This is a genomic window from Hyphomicrobium zavarzinii ATCC 27496, from assembly GCF_000383415.1.
In the GTDB taxonomy this organism is placed as follows: Bacteria; Pseudomonadota; Alphaproteobacteria; order Rhizobiales; family Hyphomicrobiaceae; genus Hyphomicrobium_C; species Hyphomicrobium_C zavarzinii.
On sequence record NZ_KB911256.1, the window covers coordinates 456,393 to 469,179 of the forward strand.

The following is a 12,787-nucleotide window of genomic DNA, read 5'->3' on the forward strand; positions in this document are numbered from 1 at the left end:
CCACATGCCGAAGCAACTCATCATCGACGGCAAGCTGATCGAGGTCGAGGACGGCATCACGCTGCTCCAGGCGTGCGAGCAGGCGGGCGCCGAGATCCCGCGCTTCTGCTACCACGAGCGCCTCTCCATCGCCGGCAACTGCCGCATGTGCCTCGTCGAGGTGCAGGGTAGCCCCAAGCCCATCGCCTCGTGCGCCATGGGCGTGAACGATCTGCCGCCCAACCGCGATAACTCGCCGAAGGTGATCAGCACGCAGAGCGCGACCGTGAAGAAGGCGCGCGAAGGCGTGATGGAGTTCCTGCTGATCAACCATCCGCTCGATTGTCCGATCTGCGATCAGGGCGGCGAGTGCGATCTCCAGGATCAGGCGATGGCCTACGGCTCCGGCGGCTCGCGCTTTGTCGAGAACAAGCGCGCCGTCGAGGACAAATACCTCGGGCCGCTGATCAAGACCTCCATGAACCGGTGCATCCATTGCACGCGCTGCGTCCGTTTCATGACCGAGATCGCGGGCGTCGAGGAGCTCGGCGCCATCGGCCGCGGCGAGGACATGGAGATCACCACCTATCTCGAGCGCGGCATTCTCTCCGAGATGAGCGCCAACGTGAACGATCTCTGCCCCGTCGGCGCGCTGACCCACCGCCCGTGGGCGCACAACGCGCGCCCCTGGGAGCTGCGCAAGACCGAGAGCATCGACGTGATGGACGCGCTCGGCTCGGCGATCCGCATTGACGTGCGCGGCCGCGAGGTGATGCGCATCCTGCCGCGCAACAACGACGCGGTGAACGAGGAATGGATTTCCGACAAGACGCGTCACGTCGCCGATGGCCTCAGAACGCAGCGGCTCGACCAGCCGTACGTTCGCAAGGACGGCCGGCTCGTTCCCGCCACCTGGACCGAGGCTCTCGAGGCGGTTGCGGCGAAGATCAAGGCCACGTCACCGGACCGCATGGCGGCCATCGCCGGTCCGCTCGCCGGTGCCGAGGAGATGTTCGCCCTCAAGGATCTGTTCGCGCGGCTCGGCTCGACCAACGTCGATGCCCGCGAGGACGGCGCCAAGCTCGATCCCGCGCTTGGCCGCGCGAGCTATCTCTTCAATAGCACCATCGAGGGGATCGAGCGGGCGGACGCCATCCTGTTGATCGGCACCAATCCGCGCCTCGAAGCCGCCGTGCTCAACGCGCGTATCCGCAAGCGCTGGCGCCAGGGTGGCCTTGCCATCGGCCTCGTCGGCGAGCAGACGGATCTCGCTTATCCGTATGACTATCTTGGCTCCGGCGGTCAGACGCTGCGGGAGCTGGCCGACGGCAAGCACCCCTTCGCCGCCAAGCTTCAGGGTGCGAGCACGCCGCTCGTTATCGTGGGCGCCGGTGCGATCGCGCGGGCGGACGGACGCGCGGTGCTCGCCGCGGCGGCCCGGATCGCCGCCGCTGCCACCCAGGGCAAGGATCCCTCCTGGAACGCCTTCAACGTACTGCACACGGCGGCTTCGCGTGTCGCGGCTCTCGATATCGGCTTCGTGCCCGCCAAGCCGGTCACGACCGGCGTCGATACCTTCGTTGCGGCAGCAGAGAGCGGTGCGCTGGACTTCCTGTTCCTGCTTGGCGCCGACGACATCGACATGAGCCGTCTCGGCAAGGCGTTCGTCGTCTACCAGGGCAGCCATGGTGATGCCGGTGCGCACCGGGCAGATGTGATCTTCCCGGCCGCGGCTTACGCTGAGAAGAGCGCCACCTACGTCAACACGGAGGGCCGCGCGCAGATGACAGCGCGCGCCGCGTTCCCGCCGGGCGACGCGCGCGAGGACTGGACAATCATACGCGCTCTCTCACCGCTGGTGGGCCACACGCTGCCCTACGACTCGATCAACGTGCTCAGGGCCGATCTCTACAAGCACGCGCCCGTCCTGGCCGCGCTCGACCGTGTCACGCCGGCCGACGCAAAGGCTGTCGCGGCACTGGCCGACACCAAGGAAGCCGTCAAGGACGAGCCCTTCCGCTCCGCGGTCAAGGACTTCTATCTCACCAATCCGATCGCGCGCGCCTCGGCCGTCATGGCCGAGATGAGCGCGCTCAAGAAGGCGGCCGGTAAGGCTGCCGGCTTGGCAGCGGCGGAATAAGGAGCAAGCGACCGGCATGTCGAGCGAAACCATCACAATGCTCTGGGACTACGCCATCTGGCTCGCCATCGCGGTAGGCCTGTCGCTGCTCGTCATCGTGGGGCTCCTGGTCTGCATCGCGTTCCTGCTGCTCATGGACCGCAAGGTCTGGGCGGCGGTTCAGATGCGCCGCGGTCCCAACGTCGTCGGCCCCTTCGGCCTGTTTCAGTCGTTCGCCGACCTCTTGAAGTTCGTGTTCAAGGAAGCCGTCATTCCCGCGGGTGCCGACAAGGGCGTGTTCCTGCTCGCCCCCCTCGCGACGGCGACCTGCGCGCTCGCCGCGTGGGCCGTGATCCCCATGAACCAGAACAGCTGGGGCACCTGGGTCATCTCCGACCTCAACGTGGGCATTCTCTACCTGCTCGCCATCTCCTCGCTCGGCGTCTACGGCGTCATCATGGGCGGCTGGGCCTCGAACTCGAAGTATCCCTTCATGGGCGCACTGCGCTCGGCCGCGCAGATGATCTCCTATGAGGTGTCACTCGGCTTCGTCATCATCACCGTGCTCCTGATCGTGGGCTCGCTCAACCTGACCACGGTCGTGACCTCGCAGACGACCGGCATCGGCACCTCGCTCGGGCTCCCGGCATCCGCGCTCGATTGGTACTGGCTGCCGCTGTTGCCGATGTTCGTGGTGTTCTTCATCTCCTCCCTGGCCGAGACCAACCGCCCGCCCTTCGACCTTGTCGAGGCGGAGAGCGAGCTCGTCGCCGGCTTCATGGTCGAATACTCGTCGACGCCCTACCTGCTGTTCATGCTCGGCGAGTACGTCGCCATCACCACCATGTGCGCGCTCGCCACCATCCTGTTTCTCGGCGGGTGGTTGCCGCCGCTCGACATCTGGCCGCTGAACATGGTTCCGGGGATCTTCTGGTTTGCCGCCAAGGTCGTGTTCATGTTCTTCATGTTCGCAATGGCCAAAGCCATGGTCCCGCGCTATCGCTACGACCAGTTGATGCGCCTCGGCTGGAAGGTGTTCCTTCCGCTGTCGCTCGCGATGGTCGTCGTCGTCGCCGGTGTGCTGCAGTTCCTGAGATCGGCATAGGAGAGCTCACCCATGCGTTTGGCCCTTGGGGTGAAATCGCTGTTTCTGGCGGAGTTCGTCTCGGCGTTCTTCCTCGCCATGCGCTATTTCTTCGCGCCGAAGAAGACGCTGAACTATCCGTTCGAGAAGGGGCCCCTCTCGCCGCGCTTCCGTGGCGAGCACGCGCTGCGCCGCTATCCGAACGGTGAGGAGCGGTGTATCGCCTGCAAGCTGTGCGAGGCCATCTGCCCCGCACAGGCGATCACCATCGAGGCTGGCCCCCGCCGCAACGACGGCACGCGCCGCACGACCCGTTACGACATCGACATGGTGAAATGCATCTACTGCGGCCTGTGCCAAGAGGCCTGCCCGGTGGACGCCATCGTCGAGGGACCGAATTTCGAATTTGCGACCGAGACGCGCGAGGAGCTCTACTACTCGAAGGAGCGCCTGCTCGCGAACGGTGACCGCTGGGAACGCGAGATCGCGAAGAACATCGCGCTCGACGCCCGGTATCGGTGAGGGATTGGCCTCCTTCCGCGGGCGGAAGGAGGCGGTTGGGACGCGTGGAAACGCGAAGGACCGTGGAATGGCACTGACGGCGATCTTTTTCTATCTCTTCGCGGTCCTGGCACTGGCCTCCGCGGCGACGGTCATCGTCGCCAAGAACCCGGTGCACGCCGTGCTGTTCCTCATCCTGACGTTTTTCAATGCGGCGGGACTGTTCATTCTGCTCAACGCCGAGTTCCTCGCGATGCTGCTCATCATCGTCTACGTCGGCGCGGTGGCGGTGCTGTTCCTGTTCGTCGTCATGATGCTCGACGTCGACTTCGCGGAGCTGCGCGCGGGCTTCATCAAGAACGCGCCCGTGGGGCTGCTGGTGGGCGGCGTGGTGCTGGCCGAGCTTGTGGCGCTTCTCGCGGCGCGCGGCATCGGCCCGGTCGCGAGCACTCTGGTCGCCCAGCCGATCCCGCAGGATCTGAGCAACACCGAAGCGCTCGGGCGGATCCTCTACACCAAGTACATCTACTTCTTTCAGGGCGCGGGCCTCGTGCTGCTGGTCGCCATGATCGGCGCGATCGTGCTGACGCTGCGGCACAAGGAAGGCGTGAAGCGCCAGTCCATCGCCGATCAGGTCGCGCGCGGACCCGCTACCGCGGTCAAGATGGTCAAGGTTGCCTCGGGCGGCAGCGCTATTCCCGACTCGAAGTCGGACCACTAGCGCACGCGAGAGCAACAGGGGGAACGGAGGGAAGGCATGGAGATCGGGCTCGCACATTACCTGACTGTCGCGGCGTGCCTGTTCACGCTCGGCATGTTCGGCATCTTCCTCAACCGGAAGAACGTGATCATCATCTTGATGTCGGTCGAGTTGATGCTCCTGGCCGTGAACATCAACCTCGTCGCCTTCTCGCACTTTCACGCGGATCTCATCGGGCAGGTGTTCGCACTCTTCGTGCTGACCGTCGCCGCCGCCGAGTCCGCGATCGGGCTTGCCATCATCGTCGTCTACTTCCGCAACCGCGGCTCCATCGCGGTTGAGGACATCAACATGATGAAGGGGTGAGGGCGATGGGCACCCGGAAACAGGCAGCAGCCAACACCGTACGCGCGAGGCTTGGGCACAAGGCGGCATTGCCGCTGGCTGCTGGTTGCCCGCTGCCTCGGAGAACCGCATGATCTACACCGCAATCGTTCTTCTGCCGCTCACGGGTGCGCTGATCGCGGGGCTCTTCGGCCGCCTGCTCGGGCCGCGCCCCTCCGAGATCATCACCACCGGCCTTATGATGATCACGGCCGTGCTGTCGTGGGTCGTCTTCGTCCGTGTTGGGTTCGATGGGGAGACGGCGCGCGTACCGCTCTTCCGCTGGATCACCTCAGGTGAGCTCGATACCGGCTGGGCGCTCCGCATCGATACGCTCACCGCCGTGATGCTGGTCGTGGTGACCACCGTCTCCGCGCTCGTGCATCTTTATTCGATCGGCTACATGCACGAGGACGACAGCCGTCCGCGCTTCTTCGCCTATCTCTCACTCTTCACCTTCGCCATGTTGGCGCTCGTCACCAGCGACAACCTTCTTCAGATGTTCTTCGGCTGGGAAGGCGTGGGTCTCGCCTCCTACCTGCTGATCGGCTTCTGGTACAAGAAGCCGGAGGCCAATGCCGCTGCCATCAAGGCGTTCGTCGTCAATCGCGTGGGTGACTTCGGCTTCTCGCTCGGCATCTTCGGCCTGTTCGCGATGACGAGCTCGATCAACCTGGACGCTGTGTTCGCGGCTGCGCCTGCGCTCGTCGGCAAGACGATGTCGTTCCTCGGCTACGATCTCGACATCCTGACGCTGATTTCGCTGCTCCTGTTCATGGGCGCGATGGGCAAGTCCGCGCAGTTCCTGCTGCACACGTGGCTGCCGGACGCCATGGAAGGCCCCACCCCGGTGTCGGCCCTCATTCACGCCGCCACCATGGTGACCGCCGGCGTGTTCATGGTCGCGCGCCTGTCGCCGCTCTTCGAGCTGGCACCGGCGGCGCTCGAGGTGGTCGTGTTCATCGGCACCATCACGGCCTTCTTCGCCGCGACTGTCGGCCTCGTGCAGAACGACATCAAGCGCGTCATCGCTTATTCGACATGCTCGCAGCTCGGATACATGTTCGTGGCCTGCGGCGTCGGCGCGTATGGCGCAGGCGTTTTCCACCTCTTCACGCACGCCGCCTTCAAGGCGCTTCTGTTCCTCGGCGCCGGCTCGGTCATTCACGGCATGCACCACGAGCAGGATATGCGCCGCATGGGCGGACTGGCGAAGAAGCTGCCCATCACCTGGATCATGATGCTGATCGGAACGCTCGCGCTTACCGGCGTTGGCATTCCCCATGTCGGCGGCTTCGCGGGCTTCCACTCGAAGGATGCCATCATCGAGGCGGCCTATGCCGGTCACACCCCGAGTAACTATGCCTTCTGGGTGCTGGTCATCGCGGCCTTCATGACGTCGTTCTACTCGTGGCGGCTCATCTTCCTCACGTTCCACGGCCAGACGCGCGCTGATCATCACACCTATGATCACGCGCACGAAAGCCCGTGGGTGATGCTGATCCCGCTGTTCGTCCTCGCCACCGGCGCCGTGTTCGCGGGTATCGCCTTCCAGCATTACTTCCTCGGCGAAGGCTATGCCGATTTCTGGCGCTCCGCGTTGTTCGAGGCGCCGGGCAAGGACATCCGTCACCACATGCACGAGGTTCCGGGCTGGGTTCCCCTTGCGCCGACCGTGGCCATGCTCTCCGGCCTCGGCCTTGCGGTCCTCTACTACATCGTGGCCCCATGGCTCCCGGAAGCCACGGCCCGCACCTTCCGTCCGCTCTACTTGTTCCTTCTCAACAAGTGGTACTTCGACGAGCTCTATAACTTCATCTTCGTGCGTCCCGCCTTTGCGATTGGCCGCTTCCTTTGGAAGGGTGTCGATGGCGCCGTCATCGATGGAACCATCGATGGCACCGCGAAAAGCGTGCTGTGGGGAACGGGCCGCATCATCAAGCTGCAGACTGGTTACGTATATCACTACGCCTTCGCCATGCTGATCGGCGTTGCGGCCATTCTGACGTACTTCATCCTGGCAGGCGGCGGGGGAGCCCCATGAGCATCGCAGGAGCTCCCATTCTATCTGTCGTGACGTTTCTGCCGTTGGCGGGCGCGCTGTTCGTGGCACTCCTCTCGCGTGAGGCTGTGCAGAACATCCGCTACGCCACGCTCTGGACCACGCTCATCACCTTCGCGATCTCTCTGCTCATCTGGATCAACTTCGATCCGAACACGGCAGGCTTCCAGTTCGTGGAGGAGCGCGAGTGGCTCGGCCCCATCAAGTACAAGATGGGCGTCGACGGCATCTCCATGCTGTTCGTCATCCTCACGACGTTCCTGATGCCGCTCTGCATCCTGGCGAGCTGGCAATCCATCGAGGATCGCGTCAAGGAATACATGATCGCCTTCCTCGTGCTGGAAGCGCTGATGATCGGCGTGTTCTGCGCGCTCGATCTCGTGCTCTTCTATCTGTTCTTCGAAGGCGGCCTCATTCCGATGTTCCTCATCATCGGCGTCTGGGGCGGTCCGCGCCGCGTGTACGCGAGCTTCAAGTTCTTCCTCTACACCTTCCTCGGCTCGGTGCTGATGCTGCTCGCCATGATGGCCATGTACTGGCACGCGGGCACCACCGACATCCCGACCCTGATGACGACGAAGTTCCCGGCCGACATGCAGTTCTGGCTGTGGCTCGCGTTCTTCGCTTCGTTCGCGGTCAAGATGCCGATGTGGCCGGTTCACACCTGGCTTCCGGACGCTCACGTGGAGGCGCCGACTGCGGGCTCCGTCATTCTTGCAGGCATCCTGCTCAAAATGGGCGGCTACGGCTTCCTGCGCTTCTCCCTTCCCATGTTCCCGGACGCCAGCGCGACGCTTGCGCCGCTTGTGTTCGCCATGTCGGTGATCGCAATCGTCGCCACCTCGCTCATCGCGCTGGTGCAGGAGGACATCAAGAAGCTGATCGCCTACTCGTCCGTCGCCCACATGGGCTTCGTGACCATGGGCATCTTCACCTTCACGCAGCAGGGCATCGACGGCGCCATCTTCCAGATGCTGTCGCACGGTCTCATCTCGTCGGCGCTCTTCCTCTGCGTCGGCGTCGTCTACGACCGTCTGCATACGCGTGAGATCAAGGCCTACGGCGGCTTGGTAGAGCGGATGCCGATTTACGCCGTCATCTTCATGGTCTTCACCATGGGTAACGTCGGCCTCCCCGGCACCTCTGGCTTTGTCGGCGAGTTCCTCACCCTGCTGTCGTCGTTCAAGGTGAACACCTATGTGGCCTTCATCGCCACCACGGGCGTGATCCTGTCGGCGGCGTATGCACTCTATCTCTACCGGCGGGTCGTTTTCGGTCCGCTGGAAAAGCCGTCCCTCAAGGCCATGAAGGATGTGAACGCGCGTGAAATCGCGATCCTCGCGCCGCTCGTCATCCTCACCATCCTGTTCGGCTTCTACCCGGCACCCATTCTCGACGTGACGGCCGTATCCGTGAAAGCGCTCGTGACCTCGCTCGAGGCCGCGAGCCAGGCCGCAGCGCTTGCGAACTAGAGCACCAAGGACTAGGCCACATGCCTGTTGAGCTGACGAGCTACACCGCCGCCCTTCCCGAGATCATCCTCGCCGCGGGCGCAATGGTCCTGCTCATGCTTGGCGCCTTCGGTGCCGAGGCGGACGAGCGTGCGGATCGCGTCGGCTGGCTCGGAATTCTCGTCCTGTTCGTCACGGGCGTCGCGCTTCTGTCCCAGACGGGCACCGAGCGCGCGTTCAACGACGCGTTCATCTCCGATCCCTTCGCCCGCTTCGTGAAGCTGCTCGTGCTCGTGGGCTCGGGTGCCGCCATCGTGCTCTCGTTTGACGACATGCGCCGCGCGCACGCGAACCGCTACGAGACGCCGGTGCTCATTCTGCTGTCCACCGTCGGCATGATGATGATGATCTCGGCGAACGATCTCATCGCGCTCTATCTCGGCCTCGAGCTGCAGAGCCTCGCGCTTTACGTGCTGGCCGCCATCCGCCGCGACGATGTCCGCTCGAGCGAGGCGGGCATGAAGTATTTCGTTCTCGGTGCGCTGTCGTCGGGCATGCTGCTGTATGGCGCTTCGCTGCTTTACGGCTACACCGGCACCACCACGTTCGCGGGGATTGCCACGGCCGCCGCCGCGCCGGGAGCCGCCACCAATCTCGGCCTGATCGCAGGTCTCGTGTTCCTGCTCGTGGGCCTCGCGTTCAAGATTTCGGCCGTTCCCTTCCACATGTGGACGCCTGATGTCTACGAAGGCGCGCCGACGCCCATCACCGCCTTTTTCGCCGCAGCGCCCAAGCTGGCCGCACTCGCCCTTCTGGCGCGCGTGCTGTCGGAGCCGTTCGGCGGCATGGAAGTGCAGTGGCAGAAGATCGTCATCTTCCTTGCCATCGCGTCGATGCTGCTCGGTGCCTTTGCCGCCATCGGCCAGACCAACATCAAGCGCCTGATGGCCTATTCCTCCATCGGCCATGTCGGGTTCGCGCTCGTCGGTCTCGCGGCGGGCAGCGAGGAGGGCATTCAAAGCCTGCTGATCTATCTCGCGATTTATCTCGTCATGACGCTCGGCTCGTTCGCCTGCATCCTTGCGATGCGTCGCGAGAGTGGCCCCGTAGAGGAGATCAGCGAGCTGTCCGGCCTTGCAGAGACGGACCTGCCGATGGCCTTCACTCTGGCCATGCTGCTGTTCTCGCTGGCAGGCGTTCCCCCGCTCGCGGGCTTCTTTGCCAAGTTCTATGTCTTTGCGGCGGCCGTTAAGGCGGAGCTCTACGGGCTCGCCATCATCGGCGTCCTGTCGAGCGTCGTCGGCGCGTTCTACTATCTGCGCATCGTGAAGGTGATGTTCTTTGACGACGCGAAGCCAGCCTTCACCACGACAGCGCCGTATGTCCGCGTGGTGATGATCGGCGCAGGCCTCTTCGTTCTGCTGTATGCGATCTATCCGTCGCCGCTGATCGATGCTGCCGCAGCGGCAGCCAAATCGTTCAGCTTCTGACGCGACGAGTCGGCCGCGCAGCCATCGCCGGTGTGAGCCGGGCGCGATCGCGCGCGGATCAGACCTCGAACTTCACGCCGACATCGTAGCCCTTGCGCCAGATCACGACGCACTCGACGTCGAGCTTTTCCATGGGCGCGATGAGCTTGAACCGGTCGGGAAGCTCGGGATTGCCGACGGGGCGAAGGCGCGCGCCGACTTTCGATACGTCCCGCAGTACGACGGTATGCTCGCGGCCGCTCACTTGGATCAGGCCGGCTTTGTTTGTAGGTTTGCGAGATGCGGCGCGGGCCGTGATAGACATAGTGCTTCCTGAGATGCGCTGTCGTTTTGGGCGGCCACCATTTTTTGCCTGCCAGCCCTAATTCTTGATCGATGTCATATATGATATATTTCAGGTGTTTAATGACGGCTTACCGAGGGGACGGGATGAGATGTCGCATTCCGTCAGGTCTCAGCCGCGCACGCGGACGGATCTCAACCTAATGACGGCTTTTCGGATCGAGCACCTCGCAGAGGCGGATTCGACCAACGCGGAGGCCATGCGGCGCGCGGTGGCGGGCGAGCGAGGCCCCCTCTGGATCGCGGCCGATCGCCAGACGGCTGGCCGGGGTCGCTCAGGGCGAAGCTGGTCGTCCGAGCCGGGAAATCTCCAAGCCAGCTTGCTAGTTACGCTCAAGGCGCCTGCACCCAAAGCCTACCAGCTTTCCCTCGTTGCGGGCGTTGCCGTCTTCGACGCCATCGGCGCGGCCGATATGAAAGGCGCGCCATCCGGCATGCGCCTCAAGTGGCCCAACGACATCCTGATCGGGGGCGAGAAGGCTGGTGGCATCCTGATCGAGAGCAGCGCCGTCCCCGCTGGCCTCGCCGCTATCATCGGCGTGGGGATCAACATCCGCTCTTCTCCTGAGCTGCCGGACCGTCCGACGACCAGTTTGGCCGCCCATGGCCTGTCGCCGTCTCCCGAGGTGCTGCTTGCCGCGATCGCCACCGCCACCCAGATCTGGCTCGAAACGTGGGACGAAGGCGCTGATTTTGCCGCCGTCAGGGAGGCTTGGCTAAATCGCGCCCATCCTATAGGGGAACGCATGAGTATCCACACCGGCTCGGAGCGGGTTTCCGGCGCCTTCCTTGGTCTCGACCCGGAAGGTGCGTTGACGCTCGAAACGGAAAGCGGCGTACGGCGATTTACGTTCGGAGACGTCTCGCTTTCGCGCTGATCGGGATCGCGGTTCAAGAAAGAAAAGACAGAAGGCGGCGAATGCCTGAAGAGCGCACGAAACGGGGCCGGCCTCACGGGCAGGACGAGCTGGTCTTCCTGGCCCTCGGCGGCCTGGGCGAGATCGGCATGAATGCCTATCTCTATGGCTACGGACCGCCCGACGCGCGCAAGTGGCTGATGGTCGATCTCGGCATCACCTTTCCCGAAGGCGAGGACGACCCCGGCATCGACGTGATCTTCCCGGATCTCCGTTTCATCGAGGAGGAGCGGAGCGCGCTCGCCGGCATCGTCATCACGCACGCGCACGAGGATCATATCGGCGCCGTGGTGGATCTCTGGTCGCGCCTCGGCGTGCCGGTCTACGCCACGCCCTTCACAGCTGGGATGCTGAAGGCGAAGCTCGCGGAGTACGGCGGCAAACATGCGATCCCGATCCGCGAGGTCAAGCTCAACGGCCGCTTCCAGGCCGGTCCGTTCGACGTCGAGTTCATCGAGATGTCGCACTCCATTCCGGAGAGCAGCGCCCTCGCCATTCGTACGCCCGCGGGTCTCGTGCTCCATACCGGCGATTGGAAGCTCGACCGCACCCCCCTGATCGGCGGCGCGCCCGATGAGAAACGCCTGGCCGCGTTGGGCGATGAAGGCGTGCTCGCCATGATCTGCGACTCCACCAACGCCATGCGCGAAGGCCAGTCGCCCTCCGAGCGTGATGTCGCCAAGTCGCTGACCGCTATCGTGAAGGAGGCGCCCCATCGCGTCGCGGTGACGACCTTCGCGTCCAACGTTGCGCGCGTGAAGGCCGTGGCGGATGCCGCCCGCGCCGCGGGCCGTGAGCTGGTTGTCGCCGGCCGCGCCCTCCATCGCGTCATCGACGTTGCGATCGATACTGGTTACCTGCCGCAAGGCTTCCGCTACGTCGATCAGCAGCAGTTCTCGGAGTACAAGCGCTCCAACGTGGTCTGCCTCTGCACCGGCAGCCAAGGCGAGCCGCGCGCCGCCATGGCGCGTATCGCCGAGAACGAGCACCCCGACATCTCGCTCGACAAGGGCGATCTCGCGATTTTCTCCTCGCGCACCATCCCAGGCAATGAGAAGGCCGTCGGCTGGATTCAGAACAGCCTCGTGCGTATGGGGGTCGAGGTCCTCACCGACAACGAGGCCCTGGTTCACGTCACGGGCCATCCTCGCCGCGACGAGCTGCGCCAGCTCTATGCCTGGACGCGCCCGCGGATCGCCGTGCCGATGCACGGCGAGGCGCGCCATCTCAAGGCGCACGCTGAGCTCGCGCGCGAAGCCGGTGTCGCGGAGGTTCAGGTTGCCTACAATGGCGAGATCGTGCGCCTCTCGCCCGGCCCGGTGCGCATCGTCGATGACGCGCCCGTGGGGCGCCTGTTCCGCGACGGCAATCTGATCGTCCCCTCGGGCGACGGCCCTGTGCGCGAACGGCGCAAGCTGGCCTTCGTCGGCATCGTGGTCGTAGCGCTCGCGCTGTCGCGGCGCGGCGAGCTGATGGCGGAGCCGCAGATCGCCATCGACGGCGTGCCCGCCGAGGACGCGGACGGCGAGCCCATGGGCGAAATCGTGCTCGGAACTGTCGAGGGCACTCTGAAAAGCATCCCCCGCGATCGCCGCCGCGACATCGAGATGGTCGCCGAGGCCGTGCGCCGGGCCGTGCGGAGTGGAGTGGCCGATGCCTGGGGCAAGAAGCCTATTGTCAAGGTGCTGGTGAGCGTGATCGAAGGAAAGGGCTGAGCGCGGCTCGGCTCCTATTTTGGTTACTGAGATCGGGGAAGTC

The 12,787-nt window shown here is 64.4% G+C and carries 11 protein-coding genes; 10 read left to right on the forward strand and 1 reads right to left on the reverse strand.

The window, feature by feature from the left end; genetic code table 11:
* The first annotated feature begins 4 nt into the window (after window positions 1-4).
* The 8 genes from nuoG (at window position 5) to nuoN (ending at window position 9,770) form a co-directional block, all read left to right on the forward strand.
* Complete coding sequence (gene nuoG, locus F812_RS0106205) at window positions 5-2,119, forward strand: NADH-quinone oxidoreductase subunit NuoG (RefSeq protein WP_020085096.1); 2,115 nt, start codon at window positions 5-7, stop codon at window positions 2,117-2,119.
* Window positions 2,120-2,156: 37 nt separating this feature from the next.
* Complete coding sequence (gene nuoH, locus F812_RS0106210) at window positions 2,157-3,203, forward strand: NADH-quinone oxidoreductase subunit NuoH (protein ID WP_040498021.1); 1,047 nt, start codon at window positions 2,157-2,159, stop codon at window positions 3,201-3,203.
* A 12-nt stretch (window positions 3,204-3,215) separates the two neighbouring features.
* Entirely contained in the window at window positions 3,216-3,704 is a 489-nt protein-coding gene (gene nuoI / locus F812_RS0106215) for an NADH-quinone oxidoreductase subunit NuoI (RefSeq protein WP_020085098.1), read from the forward strand.
* Between the two features lie 67 nt (window positions 3,705-3,771).
* Window positions 3,772-4,404: an NADH-quinone oxidoreductase subunit J gene (locus F812_RS0106220; protein ID WP_020085099.1), complete on the forward strand. Its 633-nt coding sequence runs from the start codon at window positions 3,772-3,774 to the stop codon at window positions 4,402-4,404.
* 36 nt (window positions 4,405-4,440) lie between these two features.
* Complete coding sequence (gene nuoK / locus F812_RS0106225; RefSeq protein ID WP_020085100.1) at window positions 4,441-4,749, forward strand: NADH-quinone oxidoreductase subunit NuoK; 309 nt, start codon at window positions 4,441-4,443, stop codon at window positions 4,747-4,749.
* Window positions 4,750-4,858: 109 nt separating this feature from the next.
* Entirely contained in the window at window positions 4,859-6,811 is a 1,953-nt protein-coding gene (gene nuoL / locus F812_RS0106230) for an NADH-quinone oxidoreductase subunit L (protein ID WP_020085101.1), read from the forward strand.
* Window positions 6,808-8,301 carry an NADH-quinone oxidoreductase subunit M gene (locus tag F812_RS0106235; protein ID WP_020085102.1) on the forward strand — a complete coding sequence of 498 codons (1,494 nt, stop codon included), beginning with the start codon at window positions 6,808-6,810 and terminating at the stop codon, window positions 8,299-8,301. Before nuoL ends, F812_RS0106235 begins: the two co-directional genes overlap by 4 nt.
* A 20-nt stretch (window positions 8,302-8,321) precedes the next feature.
* Window positions 8,322-9,770, forward strand: coding sequence for an NADH-quinone oxidoreductase subunit NuoN (nuoN, locus tag F812_RS0106240; RefSeq protein WP_020085103.1), 1,449 nt, complete (start codon window positions 8,322-8,324; stop codon window positions 9,768-9,770).
* Between the two features lie 58 nt (window positions 9,771-9,828).
* On the opposite strand, the gene F812_RS22840 is transcribed toward nuoN, so the two are convergent.
* Complete coding sequence (locus F812_RS22840; protein ID WP_020085104.1) at window positions 9,829-10,074, reverse strand: PilZ domain-containing protein; 246 nt, start codon at window positions 10,072-10,074, stop codon at window positions 9,829-9,831.
* A gap of 181 nt (window positions 10,075-10,255) precedes the next feature.
* Here F812_RS22840 and F812_RS0106250 point away from each other — a divergent pair, with 181 nt between their 5' ends.
* Window positions 10,256-10,990: a biotin--[acetyl-CoA-carboxylase] ligase gene (locus F812_RS0106250; RefSeq protein WP_026867893.1), complete on the forward strand. Its 735-nt coding sequence runs from the start codon at window positions 10,256-10,258 to the stop codon at window positions 10,988-10,990.
* 41 nt (window positions 10,991-11,031) lie between these two features.
* Window positions 11,032-12,744 carry a ribonuclease J gene (locus tag F812_RS0106255; protein WP_020085106.1) on the forward strand — a complete coding sequence of 571 codons (1,713 nt, stop codon included), beginning with the start codon at window positions 11,032-11,034 and terminating at the stop codon, window positions 12,742-12,744.
* Window positions 12,745-12,787: the final 43 nt, after the last annotated feature.